The 17,476-nt window shown below is 38.4% G+C and carries 18 protein-coding genes, 1 rRNA gene and 1 other annotated feature; all 19 genes read left to right on the plus strand.

What is annotated here, in order from left to right; genetic code table 11:
* Positions 1-32: 32 nt before the first annotated feature.
* The 19 genes from rrf (at position 33) to secE (ending at position 17,287) form a co-directional block, all read left to right on the plus strand.
* Positions 33-148 (plus strand): 5S ribosomal RNA (rrf, locus tag AC1MGI_RS05435).
* Between the two features lie 477 nt (positions 149-625).
* On the plus strand, positions 626-1,087 hold the full coding sequence (locus tag AC1MGI_RS05440) for a CtsR family transcriptional regulator (RefSeq protein WP_480348856.1): 462 nt from the start codon (positions 626-628) through the stop codon (positions 1,085-1,087).
* Positions 1,088-1,108: 21 nt separating this feature from the next.
* Complete coding sequence (gene mcsA / locus AC1MGI_RS05445) at positions 1,109-1,666, plus strand: protein-arginine kinase activator protein McsA (protein ID WP_480348857.1); 558 nt, start codon at positions 1,109-1,111, stop codon at positions 1,664-1,666.
* Positions 1,663-2,739 (plus strand): protein-arginine kinase McsB, encoded by a 1,077-nt coding sequence (mcsB, locus tag AC1MGI_RS05450; RefSeq protein WP_480348858.1) that lies wholly within the window; start codon positions 1,663-1,665, stop codon positions 2,737-2,739. Before mcsA ends, mcsB begins: the two co-directional genes overlap by 4 nt.
* Positions 2,740-2,753: 14 nt before the next feature.
* Positions 2,754-5,195: an ATP-dependent protease ATP-binding subunit ClpC gene (gene clpC / locus AC1MGI_RS05455; protein WP_480348859.1), complete on the plus strand. Its 2,442-nt coding sequence runs from the start codon at positions 2,754-2,756 to the stop codon at positions 5,193-5,195.
* 211 nt (positions 5,196-5,406) lie between these two features.
* A complete protein-coding gene (gene radA, locus AC1MGI_RS05460) occupies positions 5,407-6,801 on the plus strand; it encodes a DNA repair protein RadA (protein WP_480348860.1) in 1,395 nt (464 codons plus the stop codon).
* A gap of 2 nt (positions 6,802-6,803) precedes the next feature.
* Positions 6,804-7,877 carry a DNA integrity scanning diadenylate cyclase DisA gene (gene disA, locus AC1MGI_RS05465; RefSeq protein WP_480348861.1) on the plus strand — a complete coding sequence of 358 codons (1,074 nt, stop codon included), beginning with the start codon at positions 6,804-6,806 and terminating at the stop codon, positions 7,875-7,877.
* A 154-nt stretch (positions 7,878-8,031) separates the two neighbouring features.
* Positions 8,032-9,120, plus strand: coding sequence for a PIN/TRAM domain-containing protein (locus AC1MGI_RS05470; RefSeq protein ID WP_480348862.1), 1,089 nt, complete (start codon positions 8,032-8,034; stop codon positions 9,118-9,120).
* A 40-nt stretch (positions 9,121-9,160) separates the two neighbouring features.
* The gene (ispD, locus tag AC1MGI_RS05475; RefSeq protein WP_480348863.1) at positions 9,161-9,844 is read left to right on the plus strand and encodes a 2-C-methyl-D-erythritol 4-phosphate cytidylyltransferase; all 684 of its coding nucleotides are present in this window, start codon (positions 9,161-9,163) and stop codon (positions 9,842-9,844) included.
* 18 nt (positions 9,845-9,862) lie between these two features.
* Positions 9,863-10,342: a 2-C-methyl-D-erythritol 2,4-cyclodiphosphate synthase gene (gene ispF / locus AC1MGI_RS05480; protein ID WP_480348864.1), complete on the plus strand. Its 480-nt coding sequence runs from the start codon at positions 9,863-9,865 to the stop codon at positions 10,340-10,342.
* 124 nt (positions 10,343-10,466) lie between these two features.
* Complete coding sequence (gene gltX, locus AC1MGI_RS05485) at positions 10,467-11,924, plus strand: glutamate--tRNA ligase (protein WP_480348865.1); 1,458 nt, start codon at positions 10,467-10,469, stop codon at positions 11,922-11,924.
* Between the two features lie 44 nt (positions 11,925-11,968).
* Positions 11,969-12,203 (plus strand) — a binding site (T-box leader).
* A gap of 154 nt (positions 12,204-12,357) precedes the next feature.
* Complete coding sequence (cysE, locus tag AC1MGI_RS05490; protein ID WP_062187165.1) at positions 12,358-13,017, plus strand: serine O-acetyltransferase; 660 nt, start codon at positions 12,358-12,360, stop codon at positions 13,015-13,017.
* The gene (gene cysS / locus AC1MGI_RS05495) at positions 13,007-14,404 is read left to right on the plus strand and encodes a cysteine--tRNA ligase (protein ID WP_480348866.1); all 1,398 of its coding nucleotides are present in this window, start codon (positions 13,007-13,009) and stop codon (positions 14,402-14,404) included. Before cysE ends, cysS begins: the two co-directional genes overlap by 11 nt.
* Before the next feature lie 5 nt (positions 14,405-14,409).
* A complete protein-coding gene (locus AC1MGI_RS05500) occupies positions 14,410-14,823 on the plus strand; it encodes a Mini-ribonuclease 3 (protein ID WP_480348867.1) in 414 nt (137 codons plus the stop codon).
* Positions 14,824-14,827: 4 nt separating this feature from the next.
* Positions 14,828-15,571 carry a 23S rRNA (guanosine(2251)-2'-O)-methyltransferase RlmB gene (gene rlmB / locus AC1MGI_RS05505; RefSeq protein WP_480348868.1) on the plus strand — a complete coding sequence of 248 codons (744 nt, stop codon included), beginning with the start codon at positions 14,828-14,830 and terminating at the stop codon, positions 15,569-15,571.
* A gap of 3 nt (positions 15,572-15,574) precedes the next feature.
* The gene (locus tag AC1MGI_RS05510; RefSeq protein WP_480348869.1) at positions 15,575-16,084 is read left to right on the plus strand and encodes an NYN domain-containing protein; all 510 of its coding nucleotides are present in this window, start codon (positions 15,575-15,577) and stop codon (positions 16,082-16,084) included.
* A 69-nt stretch (positions 16,085-16,153) separates the two neighbouring features.
* The gene (gene sigH, locus AC1MGI_RS05515; RefSeq protein ID WP_480348870.1) at positions 16,154-16,804 is read left to right on the plus strand and encodes an RNA polymerase sporulation sigma factor SigH; all 651 of its coding nucleotides are present in this window, start codon (positions 16,154-16,156) and stop codon (positions 16,802-16,804) included.
* A gap of 100 nt (positions 16,805-16,904) precedes the next feature.
* On the plus strand, positions 16,905-17,054 hold the full coding sequence (gene rpmG, locus AC1MGI_RS05520) for a 50S ribosomal protein L33 (RefSeq protein WP_082675257.1): 150 nt from the start codon (positions 16,905-16,907) through the stop codon (positions 17,052-17,054).
* A 50-nt stretch (positions 17,055-17,104) separates the two neighbouring features.
* On the plus strand, positions 17,105-17,287 hold the full coding sequence (gene secE / locus AC1MGI_RS05525) for a preprotein translocase subunit SecE (RefSeq protein ID WP_480348871.1): 183 nt from the start codon (positions 17,105-17,107) through the stop codon (positions 17,285-17,287).
* The last annotated feature ends 189 nt before the right edge of the window (positions 17,288-17,476 follow it).

A 17,476-nucleotide genomic window follows, 5' to 3' on the forward strand; every position in this document is an offset into this window, starting at 1 on the left:
TCTAGTTTTGAAGGAATGATATTCCTTTATTGTTTGGTGGCGATAGCAAAGAGGTCACACCCGTTCCCATTCCGAACACGGAAGTTAAGCTCTTTAGCGCCGATGGTAGTTGGGGGTTTCCCCCTGTGAGAGTAGGACGTTGCCAAGCAATTTGAGAGGCCAGCTATTTATAGCTGGCCTCTTTTTAATTTAAATGAACCGTTTAAGGCGTTGCTACGAAATCAAAAACTCAGCTATTTATAGTTGAGTTTTTTGATTTCACACATATATACTCAATAAATAGCATTCTTCCTGAAACTAACTATAGGAATTGTGTTTTTTACACACCACTTTTATTGATTAAAGCTTTGCTTGGTATTGAAGGCTAACTCCTTGATTTAAGTTTGAATTTTATAAATTTGTTTAAAGTTTTCTTTTCGAACAAAAATTTAAAATCATGTACAACCTTTCATTATGGTTAAATAAATCACTGAGTACTAAAAAAATTAATTTTCAAGTTAAAATACATAACAAATGGAAATAATGGATTATATAATCAAAAAATAAATGCATCTAGGTTGCAAAAATGGTTTTTCGTTGTATAATGATAGTCAAATATAGTCAAAGTCAGGATGGGGGAGGGCGAGTGAAAAATATATCTGATATTATCGAAGGTTATTTAAAACAAGTTCTCGAGATGAGTCAGAAAGACATTTTAGAAATTAAAAGAAGCGAAGTAGCTGATAAGTTTCAATGTGTACCATCTCAAATAAATTACGTAATTAATACGAGATTTACCATTGAACGAGGCTACTTAGTGGAAAGTAAGCGCGGTGGTGGGGGTTACATTAGAATTATGAAGGTTCAAACACACGACCACGCGGATTTAATAGATCAACTACTGTTGTTAATTGGTTCTAGAGTTTCTCAAACGGCAGCTGAAGATATTATTATACGGCTTGTGAATGAGGATATTATTTCTAATAGAGAGGCGAAAATCATGCTTAGTGTGATTGATCGTTCTGTGATTTATATCGATTTACCTGTACGTGATGAATTAAGGGCAAGCATTTTAAATGCAATGCTAACCACTTTAAAATATAAATAAAGACCCGGCAGAGGTGATAAAATGGTTTGTCAAGAATGTAATCAAAGACCAGCAGCTTTGCATTTCACCAAAATTATTAATGGTGAAAAGAAAGAAATCCATATTTGCGATAAGTGTGCACAAGAAAAAGGTGATTTATTTATGCAAAGTGGTGCAAACGGATTTTCAATAAACAACTTATTGGCCGGTTTACTTAATATAGAACCATTTCTTCAGCAAAAGAAAACGAGTACGTTTCCACATGTTGAAGAGTTAAAGTGTAAGAATTGTCATTTAACGTTTAAAGAATTTGTCCATGTTGGGAAATTTGGATGTGCAACATGTTATGAGGCGTTTAAAGATAGTTTGGATCCTATTTTAAAAAGAGTGCATGGCGGCAATACTGCACATGTTGGGAAAATACCAGAAAGATTAGGCGAGAGCATTCATCTTAGAAAACAAATACAGGATTTAAAAGGCGAACTGAAAGCCCTCATTGATCAAGAAGAATTTGAACAGGCAGCTTTGGTGCGAGATCAAATACGTTTACTTGAAAAAGGTGACGAAGCAGCTGCAGAGGAAAGGGGAAACCAGCTATGACTTTAGATCACTTCGCGCAAAATGCAAAAAGCTCTTGGTGGAATGAAGCTGGTCCTGATGCAGATATTGTTCGAAGCTCCAGAATTAGATTGGCGAGAAACTTCAGGGATTATAAATTCCCAACTATATACAACAAGGAAGAAGCCAACGAAATTATGGAGTTAGTAAAGGAAAAGCTAGAAAAGTCAAATGCCACTGTAGTGGGAAATTTGGAGCTTTTCGAATTAGAGAAGCTTGAACCTCTAGAAAGACAGGTATTGGTTGAAAAACACTTGATCAGTCCTAATTTAGCCGAAGATTCCTTGTACGCTGCTTGTCTGCTATCTGAAGATGAGGAAATTAGTATTATGGTGAATGAAGAAGAGCATATCCGGATTCAATGCATGGTATCTGGTTTGCAGTTAACAGAAGCCTTGGAAGTAGCTAATAAATATGATGATTGGGTGGAGCAGCAGATTGATTATGCGTACGATGAAGAGAGGGGCTATTTAACAAGCTGTCCAACAAATGTAGGAACAGGCTTAAGAGCGTCAGTTATGATGCATCTACCGGGTCTAGTCCTGACTCGTCAAATTAACAAAATTATCCCAGCAATTAACCAATTAGGTCTTGTTGTCAGAGGAATGTATGGGGAGGGCAGTAGTGCAGTAGGTAATATTTTTCAGATATCAAACCAGATTACACTTGGAAAATCAGAGAAAGATATTGTGGAAGACTTGACTAGTGTTGTTCAACAAATCATTGCACAAGAAAGGTCTGCCAGAGAAGCATTAGTTAAAACCTCTCACATACAATTAGAAGATAGAGTATATCGTTCTCTTGGAGTTTTATTGAATGCAAGGATTATTGAATCAATAGAAGCTGCTACATGTATATCAGATGTTAGTTTAGGTATCGATTTAGGGTATATAAAAAATATAGAAAAAAGTGTAATGAATGAATTAATGATTTTAACGCAGCCAGGATTTTTACAAAAGTATGCAGGTGGACCGTTACAACCATATGAAAGAGATGTTCGCCGCGCTTCGTTAATACGTGAACGGTTAGATTCAGCCCAAATTGAAAATTCTTAAGGAGGAATTATCCTATGATGTTTGGACGATTTACTGAGAGAGCTCAAAAAGTATTAGCATTAGCCCAAGAAGAAGCTATTCGTTTGGGACATAATAATATTGGAACCGAACATATTCTTTTAGGTCTCGTTCGTGAAGGAGAAGGTATTGCTGCAAAGGCACTATACGCACTGGGGCTTGGCTCAGATAAAATTCAAAAAGAAGTAGAAAACTTAATTGGCCGCGGTCAAGAGAAGGCTCAAACGATTCATTATACCCCAAGAGCTAAAAAGGTCATTGAGCTTTCTATGGATGAAGCACGAAAACTTGGACATTCTTATGTTGGTACTGAGCATGTTCTGCTAGGGTTAATCCGTGAAGGAGAAGGCGTCGCTGCCCGTGTTCTTAATAATCTTGGAGTAAGTTTGAATAAAGCACGTCAGCAAGTACTACAACTGCTAGGGAGCAATGAGTCTGGTGGTCATCAGGGTGCTGCATCAGCAAATGCCAGTACGCCAACCCTAGATGGTTTAGCCCGTGATTTAACCGCAATTGCACGTGAAGGAAGTCTGGACCCGGTCATTGGCCGCAGTAAAGAAATCCAACGTGTGATCGAAGTGCTAAGTCGTCGTACAAAAAATAACCCAGTCCTAATCGGAGAACCGGGAGTGGGTAAAACAGCAATTGCAGAAGGACTTGCTCAACAAATTATTAATAATGAGGTTCCAGAAATTCTTCGTGACAAGCGCGTTATGACACTTGATATGGGAACTGTAGTAGCTGGCACGAAATACCGCGGTGAGTTTGAAGATCGTCTGAAGAAAGTGATGGATGAAATTCGCCAAGCTGGAAATATCATTTTATTTATTGATGAGTTACACACATTAATTGGTGCTGGTGGAGCAGAGGGAGCGATTGATGCATCCAATATTTTAAAACCTTCATTAGCTCGTGGTGAGTTGCAATGTATTGGAGCAACGACTCTCGATGAATATCGCAAATATATTGAAAAGGATGCAGCCCTAGAACGCAGATTCCAGCCAATTACAGTTAATGAGCCTACAATAGAGGAATCGATTCTAATTCTTAAAGGGCTACGTGATCGTTATGAAGCGCATCACCGTGTTTCAATTACAGATGAATCGATTGATGCAGCGGTTAAGCTTTCTGATCGTTATATTTCTGACCGTTTTCTTCCGGATAAAGCGATTGATCTAATTGATGAGGCTGGTTCGAAGGTTCGATTGCGTTCTTATACGACTCCACCAAATTTAAAAGAATTAGAAGTGAAACTTGATGAAGTACGAAAAGAAAAAGATTCTTCGGTACAAAGCCAAGAGTTTGAAAAGGCAGCTTCTTTACGTGATACTGAACAGCGATTAAGAGAGCAGCTGGAAGAAACGAAGAAGACATGGAAAGAAAAGCAGGGTCAAGAAAATAGTGAAGTAACAGTGGATGATATCGCTCACGTCGTATCTAGTTGGACGGGTGTCCCTGTTACAAGACTCGCACAAACAGAATCAGATAAATTATTGAATATGGAATCTATACTTCACGATCGTGTAATTGGTCAAGAAGAAGCGGTAATTGCTGTTGCAAAAGCCGTTCGCCGTGCTCGAGCAGGCTTGAAAGATCCGAAACGTCCAATAGGTTCATTTATTTTCCTTGGACCTACAGGAGTCGGTAAAACAGAATTAGCAAGAGCATTGGCTGAATCCATCTTTGGTGATGAAGAGGCAATGATTCGCATTGACATGTCGGAATACATGGAGAAACATTCGACTTCACGCCTTGTTGGTTCACCTCCGGGATATGTGGGATATGAAGAAGGTGGGCAATTAACGGAAAAAGTACGTAGAAAGCCGTACTCTGTCGTTCTATTAGATGAGATTGAAAAGGCTCATCCGGATGTATTCAATATCCTTCTTCAGGTATTAGAGGATGGGAGATTAACGGACTCTAAGGGTCGTACAGTAGATTTCAGAAATACGATTCTAATTATGACTTCTAATGTGGGTGCATCTGCTTTAAAATCGAATAAATATGTAGGATTTAACATTCAAGATCAAGGTCAGGATTATAAGGATATGAAAGGAAAGGTAATGGAAGAGCTAAAGCGAGCATTCCGTCCAGAGTTCCTTAACCGTATCGATGAAACAATTGTATTCCATGCACTTGAGAGAAAGCATCTGAAAGAAATTGTTACACTAATGTCAACTCAACTTACAAACCGCCTAATCGAGCAGGAAATTCTCATTGAATTGACGGATGCTGCGAAAGAAAAGATCGCTGAAATAGGGTATGATCCCGAATATGGGGCTCGCCCAATTCGTAGGGCACTTCAGAAACACGTGGAAGATTACTTATCTGAAGAGTTATTGAAAGGAAATGTTCAAAAAAATCATCCGGTTACTATAGATGTAAAAGACGGCGAATTTTTACTAAAATATGAAGAACCAGTAAATAGTAATATATAAGGCAATGACAAGAAGAGGTACATACTATAATGTGATGTACCTCTCTTTTATTAAGTGAATATATATTTTTTTAGAAAATAGTTGGAATGATTATGAGATAAGCAGGATTATTACGACTTCATACATAATATCTTTAGTGTAGGGATTTTTTTACATAAATATATTTAGGAATAAGAGGCTTATTTATTTTACTAAAAGAGAGGAAGCTATTATGGCAACAAAGAAAAAGACAAAATTTATGTGTCAATCATGTGGATATGAGTCAGCAAAATGGATGGGGAAATGCCCAGGCTGTGGAGAATGGAACAAGATGGTTGAGGAAGTTGAAATTGTGAAGCCACAGAGGCGCGGAGGAGCCTTTACGCATTCAGAGGGTATCACGGGAAATGCAGAGCGTCAAAAAGCAATACCCATTACAACAATTGAAACGTTGCAAGAGCCAAGGATTGCTACGGATTTAGCTGAGCTAAACCGGGCATTAGGTGGAGGGATTGTTCAAGGGTCACTCGTTTTAATCGGTGGTGATCCGGGTATTGGTAAGTCAACACTTTTGTTACAAGTATCATCTCAACTCGCACAGAAGCAGAAGAAGGTCCTCTATATTTCCGGAGAAGAGTCTGTTAAACAAACAAAGCTACGTGCCGATCGACTTGGTGTTACATCTGACCATTTATATGTGTATTCAGAAACAGATATGGATTATATCCAGCAGGCGATTGCTGAAGTGAATCCAGACCTTGTTATTATTGATTCCATTCAGACGGTCTACCAGTCGGAAGTCACCTCAGCCCCTGGAAGTGTATCACAGGTAAGGGAATGTACAGCTACTTTAATGCGCATCGCAAAATCGAATGGAATTGCCATTTTTATTGTTGGGCATGTAACGAAGGAAGGGACAATTGCAGGTCCAAGATTATTGGAGCATATGGTAGATACGGTATTATACTTCGAAGGAGAGAGACATCATACATATCGAATTATCCGAGCTGTCAAGAATCGCTTTGGTTCGACAAATGAAATGGGCATTTTTGAAATGAAAGAGAGTGGCCTGGAAGAGGTCGCAAATCCATCTGAAATTTTCCTCGAAGAACGGTCCCAAGGTGCTGCTGGTTCAACAGTCGTTGCTTCTATGGAAGGAACACGACCTGTGCTTGTGGAAATCCAAGCACTTGTATCTCCGACAAGCTTCGGAAACCCACGAAGGATGGCAACTGGAATTGACCATAATCGAGTATCGCTTTTGATGGCTGTTTTAGAAAAAAGAGTCGGTTTACTTTTACAAAATCAAGATGCCTATCTAAAAGTAGCGGGCGGAGTAAAACTGGATGAACCTGCAATCGACCTTGCTATTTCTGTAAGTATTGCTTCGAGCTTTCGTGACAAATCAACGAAACCTACGGATTGTATTATTGGAGAGGTAGGACTGACAGGTGAAGTTAGAAGAGTATCAAGAATTGAACAAAGGGTTCAGGAGGCGGTCAAACTTGGCTTTGAACGGGTGATTGTTCCAGCTAATAATATCAGTGGTTGGAGTGCACCTAAAGGAATTGAAATTATCGGAGTGTCAACCGTTGCGGAAGCTCTTAAGTATGCTCTAGGAGGCTAAAAATGACAGACAAAAAAGCGTTTGAAAAGATAAAATTAGAAATCCTTCACATGATTGCCCCAGGTACACCATTAAGAGAAGGGATTGATAATGTCTTACGTGCTAATACAGGAGGACTTATCGTTGTCGGTGATAATGAAAAAGTACGTTCAATAGTCGATGGTGGGTTTCAAATTAATTATCCTTGTACACCTAGCACATTATATGAATTGGCGAAGATGGATGGTGCGATTATTTTAAATGGAAAGGCGGATAAAATCATCCTAGCTAATGCACAGTTGGCACCAGACACATCTGTACCATCCAAGGAAACCGGTATGCGTCATAGAACAGCTGAGCGTGTGGCAAGGGAAACAAAATCGCTTGTTATTGCGATTTCACAGCGGAGAAATGTCATTACCCTCTATCAAGGGAGTTTCCAATATGTACTTAAAGATATTGCTGTTATTTTAGCAAAAGCGAATCTTGCGATACAAACGCTGGAAAAATATAAAATTGTTTTGCAGCAAAGTATTAATGACCTTGGTTTGCTTGAGTTCGAGGATATGGTGACCTATACAGATTTATTGCAGGTCTTCCATCGCTATATTATGGTTTTAAGAATAAAAATTGAGTTAGTGAATTATTTGAATGAGCTTGGTACAGAAGGTAGATTAATCCGTCTTCAAATGAATGAGCTGCTTTTTGAATTGGAAAGTGAAGGGAAACTGATCGTAAAAGATTATGTCAATCAGAAGGGAGACCATCCACAGGAAATAATAGAAAAGCTGCACGAATTGGCCCAGCAGGAGAAGTTTGAAGAAGGAAATTTGTTAAAAGTACTTGGATATAATGGCTACATTCATTTGGATGAAACGATCAGTCCAAGAGGGTATCGAATTCTACATAAAATTCCGAGATTGCCATTTTTGATTGTAGAGAATCTTATCAATCAATTTAGTAATTTTATTACTATCTATCAGGCTTCTGTTGAAGAGCTGGACGATGTTGAAGGTATTGGAGAAGTACGGGCGAATAAAATTCAAGAGGGTCTTAAGCTATTGAAAACACAACTTGTTGCAGAGCAAAGAATGTGAATAGGGGGTGAATAATTTTTGACACTCCAATATGCGAATGCTAGGCTGAGGTATGGAAGTTATCTATATTTTATAGCGAAATCTTATCAAAAAATTAAATAACAAGGTTTCGAATTATAATATTTGTTAATAATGAATAAAGGGAGGTGAAGGGATGTTAAAACGCATTATACAAGCATGCTTCTTAATTGTCGGGGGAACACTTGGCATTGTGTTAATTCCGTGGCTATTGACGATGATACATGCAGATGATATTGCATTAATAAATAACCCTTATGTTACTGCTATTTTAGGAGCCATCATTTTTTATCTTATTACTTTTGGGGCTGTAGAGTATGTCGTTAATTTTATGAAGTGGCTTGAGGAACAGCTTGTCGAGGCACCGATTACAGATATTGTTTTGGGAAGTATCGGCTTGCTCGTGGGGCTCTTAGCTGCCTATATTATCGGTTCAGCGCTCAATGCCATCCAAGTACCTGTTCTAAATACAGTAGCACCGATTCTTTTGACTTTATTGTTTGGGTATCTCGGCTTTCAGGTTGGATTTAAGAAGCGGGATGAATTCTTGAATTTATTCTCCAAAGCAGCGAAAAGGAAAATTCAAGACAGTGAACAAGAGTTAGAAGAACAAAATCGAAAAATGAAAATACTTGATACAAGTGTCATTATTGATGGGAGAATTGCGGATATTTGCCAGACGGGATTTTTAGAAGGCGTGATTGTTATCCCACAATTCGTTTTGGCAGAGCTTCAACATATTGCTGATTCCTCAGACGCATTAAAAAGAAATCGTGGCCGTCGAGGTTTGGATATCCTTAATCGCATTCAAAAGGAATTATCGATTAAGGTAGAAATATATGAAGGGGATTTTGAGGATATTCAAGAGGTAGATAGCAAATTAGTTAAGCTTGCGAAAGTATCCAACGGTGTTGTTGTTACAAATGATTTTAACCTCAATAAAGTGTGTGAATTTCAAGGTGTACCTGTGTTGAATATTAATGATTTAGCAAATGCAGTAAAGCCTGTTGTACTACCAGGGGAAGAAATGAGTGTACAAGTCATTAAAGATGGGAAAGAGCAAAATCAAGGCATTGCTTATCTCGACGATGGAACGATGATTGTTGTTGAAGGTGGAAGAGATTATATCGGCAAGCGGATCGATGTATTAGTAACGAGTGTCCTTCAAACATCTGCGGGTCGTATGATTTTTGCAAAGCCTAAATTATTAGAAAAAGCATTATAGGAGGAAACAGAGTCTTATAGTGTAACAAGGAGAGGCCGGCATGTTTTATGAAGTAATTATACCAGCAGCAGGACAAGGGAAAAGAATGAAGGCTGGAAAGAATAAGTTATTTATCGAGCTGATAGAAACCCCTATTATCGTTTATACACTACAAGTATTTGATCGTGACCCTGCCTGTAAGCGGATTATCCTAACAATTAATCCTGAAGAAGCAGCCATTTTCACAAGCCTAATTAAGAAATATGAGATAAAAAAGACGATTAAGCTTGTTCCAGGTGGTAAAGAGCGTCAGCAAAGTGTATTTAATGGATTGAAAGAAATCAAGGAAGATGGCCTTGTGCTAGTTCACGATGGAGCAAGGCCGTTTATTGACCATCTGCTTATTAAACGGTTAACAGAAGCAGCATTCACTCATGGTGGAGCAATAGTTGCGGTCCCTGTTAAGGATACAATAAAAAAAGTGAAAGATAGTATGGTTATAGAAACCGTGGAGCGATCTAGCTTGTGGGCAGTCCAAACACCACAGGCTTTTCGTGTGTCCATTTTAAAAAAGGCACATGAAGATGCAGAGAAAGCCAATTATTTAGGTACAGATGATGCTAGTCTTCTTGAACGATTGGGGCAACCTGTTGTAATTATTGAAGGTAATTATGATAACATTAAGATTACGACTCAAGAAGATTTATATTTTGCGGAAGCAATTTTACATAAAAATAAAAAGTGAAGAAGGAGAGATGAAATAATGTTTAGAGTTGGACAAGGATTTGATGTTCATCAGTTGGTAGAAGGAAGGCCATTGATTATTGGTGGAGTTACAATTCCTCATGAAAAAGGCTTACTTGGCCATTCAGATGCGGATGTATTACTTCATACAGTTGCCGATGCATGTCTTGGTGCTATTGGGGCAGGAGATATTGGAAGGCACTTCCCAGATACAGATCCGGAGTATAAAGATGCTGATTCAGCGAAGCTACTTCAACACGTATGGGCGATTGTGAAAAAGGAAGGGTATGTACTTGGAAATGCGGATTGTACGATCATAGCCCAAAGTCCTAAAATGGCCCCCTATAATGAAAAAATAAAAGCAAAAGTAGCTGAGTTGCTGGAAGCTTCCGTGGATCAAATCAATGTGAAAGCAACGACAACGGAAAAGCTTGGTTTTACTGGTCGTGGAGAAGGAATTGCTGCACAAGTTGCTGTACTCTTAGTGAAAGCAAAGTGAACGCCAAGAGATACTTTATTCACTGACCTATTGATGGTAAAATAAAACGAGACAACCCACATGGTTAGGCCAATCTGGGATTATGAAGTGACGTATGGAATGTATTCATTAGGAGGAGTCAGATATGAGCAGTGACATTCGAGTCAGATATGCACCTAGTCCAACAGGGCATTTACATATAGGTAACGCACGTACGGCTTTGTTTAATTATTTGTTTGCACGAAATCAAGGCGGGAAGTTTATTATCCGGATTGAAGATACAGATCAAAAGCGGAATATTGAAGGTGGCGAAGAGAGTCAGCTTCAATATTTAAAATGGCTAGGGATTGAGTGGGACGAAAGCGTTGATATTGGTGGAGAATTTGGACCTTACCGTCAATCTGAGCGAAATGATATCTACAAAGATTTGTATGAAGAGCTACTCGAAAAAGGCTTGGCATATAAATGTTATTGTACCGAAGAAGAAATTGAAGCGGAGCGCGAGGAACAGCTTGCTCGTAATGAAACCCCGAAATATTCAGGGAAATGCCGTCATTTGACAGAAGAAGACCGGAGTAAGTTAGAAGCAGAGGGAAGAAAGCCTAGCATTCGCTTTGCAGTTCCATCCGACAAGGTCTTCACGTTTAAAGATATGGTTAAAGATGACGTGTCCTTTGAAGCGGAAGGGATTGGCGACTTTGTTATTGTGAAAAAAGACGGGATTCCTACATATAATTTTGCGGTGGCAGTAGATGATCACTTGATGAAAATCTCACATGTACTTCGTGGCGATGATCATATTTCGAACACGCCAAAACAATTGATGATTTATGAGGCATTTGGTTGGGAGCCACCTATATTTGGGCATATGACCCTTATCGTTAATGAGAGCCGCAAGAAATTAAGTAAACGTGATGAATCAATTATTCAATTTATTGAGCAATATGAAGAATTAGGGTATTTGCCAGAAGCGTTATTCAATTTCATCACATTATTGGGTTGGTCTCCGAGTGGTGAAGAAGAAATCTTTTCAAAAGAAGAGTTTATCAAAATGTTTGATGCAGACCGTCTGTCGAAATCACCGGCATTATTTGACACGCAGAAGCTAACGTGGATGAACAATCAATATGTGAAACAACTTGATGTCAGCCGTGCTGTAGATTTATCACTGCCTCATCTTGTAAAAGCAGGGAAAGTATCTGCTGAGCTAAGTGAAGAAGAAGCTAAATGGGTCTATCAATTAGTTGATTTGTACCAAGAACAAATGAGCTTTGGTGCGGAAATCGTTGAACTATCACAACTATTCTTTAAGGAAGAACTGGATTTTGAAGTAGAAGCAAAAGAGGTACTTGCAGAAGAGCAAGTGCCAGAGGTTATGCAAGCATTCCTTCAAGAACTCGATACCCTTGAAACGTTTGCCGCTGACGAAATTAAGAAGGCCATTAAAGCCGTTCAAAAAAGTACAGGACAAAAAGGAAAAAAACTTTTTATGCCAATTCGTGCAGCAGTTACAGGGCAAACACACGGACCTGATCTACCGAAAGCTATTGCGCTTTTAGGGAAGGAAAAAATAAAACAGCGTGTAGAGAGCATTTTAAGTTAACAATTTGTTGGAAATGTAATATAGTATTAGATAATTATTAGCTAAGAAACGCGTAGATAGGGAGAAGTAAGAAAATGATGCTTGAAAGAGAGAACCATAACCTGCTGAAAGTGGTTTAAGCCCCTCATTTCCTGAAATGCACCCTGGAGCCCTTTGTTGAACTAACTAATAGTAGGCAAAGGCGGAATTTCCTCCGTTATCGGGAAATAAGTTGGAAACGGAAGCGATTCGCTGAACATTTCAAACAGAGTGGAACCGCGCTGACAAAGCGTCTCTGTCTATTGGACAGAGGCGTTTTTTTATTGAGTAAACCGAAACATTGTTCATGTGGAGAATGTTTAGCAAGTTCACAGGTAGCTAGAAAAGATCACACTGATCCATTACATCATGCTAAATAGAAAAGAATAGAAGGGATATATAGGAGGTAACAACGGTGTTTAAACTATTCAAGGAAGATTTAGAGGTCATATTTGACCAGGATCCTGCTGCACGTAGTTATCTAGAAGTTATTTTGACATATGCTGGATTGCATGCGATTTGGAGTCATCGACTGGCCCATGCCTTTTATAAACGTAAATTCTTTTTCATTGCAAGAACTATTTCACAAATTAGCCGCTTTTTTACTGGTGTTGAAATTCATCCAGGTGCGCAAATTGGGAATCGTTTTTTTATTGATCATGGAATGGGGATCGTGATTGGTGAAACTTGTGAAATTGGAGATAATGTATCTGTATTCCAAGGTGTTACACTTGGAGGAACAGGAAAAGAAAAAGGAAAAAGGCATCCCACGATTAAAGATAATGTATTAATTGCTACAGGTGCTAAGGTTTTGGGATCCATTGAAATTGGAGAAAACTCCAAAATCGGCGCAGGTTCAGTTGTATTGAAAGAAGTTCCTCCGAATTCGACTGTTGTTGGTATTCCAGGAAAAGTCGTCATTCAGGATGGGGTAAGAATAAGTAAAGATTTAAACCATACAGACCTTCCTGACCCTATTGCAGACCGCATTATAGAATTGGAAAAGGAACTGTTGGATATGAAAGCGGAATTGTATGTGTTGAAGGAAGAAAGGAGAAAAGAATATGACTATTAAAATTTATAATACTGTAACCCGGCAGAAGGAAGAATTTATTCCATTAGAAGAAGGTAAGGTTAAGATGTACGTTTGCGGACCTACCGTATACAACTATATTCATATTGGCAACGCTCGCCCTGCCATCGTATTTGATACTGTTCGCAATTATCTTAAGTTTAGCGGTTACGATGTGAACTTTGTTTCAAATTTCACAGACGTAGATGATAAATTAATTAAAGCTGCAAAGGAATTAGGGGAAGATGTTCCGACGATTGCAGAACGATTTATTAACGCCTATTTTGAAGATGTCTCAGCGTTAGGCTGCAAAAAGGCAGATAAACATCCGACTGTAATGGAGAATATGGATACGATTATTGACTTTGTTTCTGCATTGATTGAAAAAGGATATGCATATGAATCTGAAGGGGATGTCTATTTCCGTACTCGTAAATTCGACTCGTATGGCAAGCTTTCACATCAGTCCATTGATGAACTGCGCATTGGCTCAAGAATTGAAGTGGGGGATAGAAAACAGGACGCTCTAGACTTTGCCTTGTGGAAAACAGCAAAGGAAGGCGAAATTTCTTGGGAGTCTCCATGGGGAAATGGCCGTCCGGGTTGGCATATTGAATGTTCCGCAATGGCGAAGAAATACCTCGGTGATACAATTGATATTCATGCAGGTGGGCAAGATCTAACATTCCCACACCATGAAAATGAAATTGCCCAATCAGAAGCATTGACAGGGAAAACATTTGCGAAGTACTGGATGCATAATGGCTATATAAATATAGATAATGAAAAAATGTCGAAATCTCTAGGGAATTTTGTTCTTGTACATGACATTATTCAGCATCATGATCCACAAGTATTGAGATTTTTCATGTTATCTGTTCATTATCGCCACCCAATCAATTATAGCGAAGAAGTACTTGAGAAGACAAAAGCGGCATTTGACCGTTTGAAAACATCTTTGCAAAACTTAAAGCATCGTTTAGATTCAAGCACGGGATTAACGGATAACGACGGCTTATGGTTGAAGAAAATTACGGACTTACATGATGAATTCACCCGTGAAATGGACGATGATTTTAATACAGCTAATGCAATCTCTGTCTTGTTTGAACTTTCCAAGCAAGCCAATTACTATCTGATGGAAAAGAATACAGATCAGAATGTGATTGAGAAATTCATCAAAGAGTTTAAAACGTTAACGTCCGTTCTTGGTTTGACTCTAGAAGAAGAAGCTTTGTTGGATGAAGAAATTGAAGCGTTGATTCAGCAGCGCATTCAAGCACGTAAAGACAGGAACTTTAAGCTTTCAGATGACATTCGTGACCGGTTAAAAAATGTAAATATTATTCTCGAAGATACACCTCAAGGTACAAGATGGAAAAGAGGATAAGCAATATGCAATATGAAAAGAAAGTCGATGAAAAAATGGTGAACAGCCTTGCTCTTGCTTACATGGGTGATGCCATATATGAAACGTATATACGGCATCATCTTCTGAAAAAAGGTGCAGTGAAGCCGAATTTGCTTCATAAAGAAGCAACTTCTTTCGTATCAGCAAAAGCACAAAGCAAAATCATTCATTTCTTTATCGAAAACAATCAATTAACAGAGGAAGAACGAGCTGTGGTAAGGCGCGGACGGAATGCTAAATCAGGTAGTGTGCCTAAGAATACAGATGTTCAAACTTATCGATATGGCACAGCTTTTGAAGCTTTAATGGGCTATGTATACTTGTCAGGGAACAATGAAAGATTAGAAGTTCTTATCGATCAATCGATACAATTTATTGAAGAAGAAAAAGGGAGATGAGTTTATGAGTGAGGAATATATTATTGGAAAGAATCCTGTACTTGAAGCATTGCGGTCTGAGCGTGATATGAATAAAATATGGATTGCTGAAGGTTCGCAAAAAGGTACAATGCAGCAAATTATTGCACTAGCAAAAGAGCGGAATATATTCGTTAATTTTGTCCCGAAGAAAAAGATTGATCAAATGACAGAAGGCATTCATCAAGGGGTTGTTGCCCAAGTAGCTGCGTATACATATGCAGAATTGGATGATCTATTTGCTGTGGCAGAGTCTCGTGATGAAGCTCCCCTTTTTATATTATTAGATGAAATTGAAGATCCTCATAATCTTGGATCGATCATGCGTACAGCTGATGCAGTAGGAGCTCATGGAATTATTATTCCGAAACGTAGAGCCGTGGGTTTAACTGCAACTGTAGCAAAATCATCAACAGGAGCCATCGAATACATCCCTGTTGCCAGAGTTACAAATATGTCTAGAACGATTGATGAATTGAAAGAACGCGGGGTCTGGATTGTTGGTACCGATGCGTTGGGCAAAGATGATTACCGAAACATGGACGGTAAGATGCCGATAGGTCTTGTAATCGGCAGTGAAGGAAAGGGAATGGGCCGCCTCATTAAAGATAAATGTGATTTCCTTATTCGTATGCCAATGATCGGAAAGGTAACTTCTTTGAATGCATCTGTTGCAGCAGGGTTGTTGATGTATGAGGTTTATCGAAAAAGAAATCCTTTAGGGGAATAGGTAATGAATATTCTGTTGGTAGACGGTTATAACATTATTGGAGCTTGGCCGGAACTAAGAGAATTAAAGGAACACAATTTATCAGAAGCGCGTGATCGCTTGATTGAGAAGATGGCAGAATATCAAGCTTTTTCAGGTTACAGAGTCATAGTCGTGTTTGATGCCCATTTTGTTCAGGGAATTGAGCGTAAATATAAAAATTTTAAGGTGGAAATTATTTTTACAAGAGAAAATGAATCCGCGGATGAACGGATTGAAAAAATGGCTAGCCTTTTAAATAATATTAAAACGCAGATTTATGTGGCAACCTCTGATTTTACTGAACAATGGGTGGTTTTTGGGCAAGGAGCTTTACGGAAATCTGCACGTGAGCTATTAATAGAAATGAAACATATAGAAATTGAAATTGACAAAAATCTTGACAAAACGACAAAATTCAAACAAAATTCCAAGATTGATTTAACAGATGAAGTGGCAGAAATTTTTGAAAAATGGCGTCGGGGGAAGTTTTGAGCTGTTGACGAGTAATTTTCACCTACTGTATAATATTGCTAACTATGTGTACGGTCAGGGGGATAAAATGTGGGATCCAACTTCGGAATAAAAGTGAATGAGGATTATGGCCAGTTTGATGATGACGTGCTTGTGGATCATGTGCATAAAGGAGACAGTGAGGCTTTGGATTATCTAATCCAAAAATACCGTAACTTTGTAAGAGCTAAAGCTAGAACCTATTTTTTAATCGGTGCTGATAAAGAAGATATTGTACAAGAAGGTATGATAGGTTTATATAAGGCAATTCGTGATTTCAAAGGAGATAAACTGTCATCATTTAAAGCATTTGCAGAGCTTTGTATTACAAGACAAATCATTACAGCGATTAAAACAGCAACAAGACAAAAACACATCCCCTTAAACTCATATGTTTCTTTGGACAAGCCTATCTATGATGAAGAATCAGATCGCACGCTTATGGACGTTATTTCTGGAGCGAAAGTTTTAAATCCCGAAGAACTGTTTATAAATCAGGAGGAATTTGACGACATCGAATTAAAAATGGCGGAATTATTGAGTGATTTAGAAAGAAAGGTTCTTGCACTTTATCTTGATGGACAATCTTATCAGGAAATTTCAGAGGAATTAAACCGACACGTAAAGTCAATTGATAATGCTCTTCAACGAGTCAAGAGAAAACTTGAACGGTATTTGGAAGTGAGAGAGATTACCCTATAATTCCTTGTATCCATGCGGTATTTAGGCTTATTGTTTGTTGACAATAAGTGACAGCCGTGATAAAGTTTTAACGATGTAGAGATAGATAGGTGTGGAAATGATGAGAAAAAAGTTAATCCTCGCTTGTACGGATTGTGGTTCAAGAAATTACTCTTCTGAAAGCAATAAAACAGCAAGTGTTGAGCGTCTGGAAATTAAGAAATTTTGTAGTACTTGCAATGCCCATACCATGCATAAAGAAACAAAGTAACTGTTTAAATAGATTGACAGAAGCTATCTAATTGGTTGGAGGTTACATTCATGAATCGCATAACCGAATTTTTTCGCGGTGTTGCTAGTGAGATGAGAAAAGTAAGCTGGCCTAAAAGAAAAGAGCTTACAAGATATACGGTTGTTGTGCTTTCAACTGTTGTCGTTATGGCAGTGTTCTTTGCTGTAGTAGATTTAGGTATATCTGAACTAATTCGCCTTGTTATTGAATAAGAGATTCGAAAATAAGCTATAATAGTGCTAGAATGATAAACAACAGCAAAAAGCCCGGAAACGGGTTTTTTAATTTGTCTTTTTTAAGATTAAGAAAGTATAGGTTTTCCTAAGGGTTTTGATGCTTAGTGAAAGTGAACTTACCTCGATAGTCAATAGACAAGTAAATGGATGGACTGAAAATGATTC

Source organism: Peribacillus sp. BM1 (assembly GCF_056679975.1).

Coding starts and splice junctions, on each gene's coding strand:
- radA (WP_480348860.1), top strand. CDS start 5,407: ATGGCAACAAAGAAAAAGACAAAATTTATGTGTCAATCATGTGGATAT.
- secE (WP_480348871.1), top strand. CDS start 17,105: ATGAATCGCATAACCGAATTTTTTCGCGGTGTTGCTAGTGAGATGAGA.
- rpmG (WP_082675257.1), top strand. CDS start 16,905: ATGAGAAAAAAGTTAATCCTCGCTTGTACGGATTGTGGTTCAAGAAAT.
- AC1MGI_RS05500 (WP_480348867.1), top strand. CDS start 14,410: ATGCAATATGAAAAGAAAGTCGATGAAAAAATGGTGAACAGCCTTGCT.
- AC1MGI_RS05510 (WP_480348869.1), top strand. CDS start 15,575: ATGAATATTCTGTTGGTAGACGGTTATAACATTATTGGAGCTTGGCCG.
- cysS (WP_480348866.1), top strand. CDS start 13,007: ATGACTATTAAAATTTATAATACTGTAACCCGGCAGAAGGAAGAATTT.
- gltX (WP_480348865.1), top strand. CDS start 10,467: ATGAGCAGTGACATTCGAGTCAGATATGCACCTAGTCCAACAGGGCAT.
- ispF (WP_480348864.1), top strand. CDS start 9,863: ATGTTTAGAGTTGGACAAGGATTTGATGTTCATCAGTTGGTAGAAGGA.
- rlmB (WP_480348868.1), top strand. CDS start 14,828: ATGAGTGAGGAATATATTATTGGAAAGAATCCTGTACTTGAAGCATTG.
- mcsA (WP_480348857.1), top strand. CDS start 1,109: ATGGTTTGTCAAGAATGTAATCAAAGACCAGCAGCTTTGCATTTCACC.
- ispD (WP_480348863.1), top strand. CDS start 9,161: ATGTTTTATGAAGTAATTATACCAGCAGCAGGACAAGGGAAAAGAATG.
- AC1MGI_RS05470 (WP_480348862.1), top strand. CDS start 8,032: ATGTTAAAACGCATTATACAAGCATGCTTCTTAATTGTCGGGGGAACA.
- mcsB (WP_480348858.1), top strand. CDS start 1,663: ATGACTTTAGATCACTTCGCGCAAAATGCAAAAAGCTCTTGGTGGAAT.
- disA (WP_480348861.1), top strand. CDS start 6,804: ATGACAGACAAAAAAGCGTTTGAAAAGATAAAATTAGAAATCCTTCAC.
- clpC (WP_480348859.1), top strand. CDS start 2,754: ATGATGTTTGGACGATTTACTGAGAGAGCTCAAAAAGTATTAGCATTA.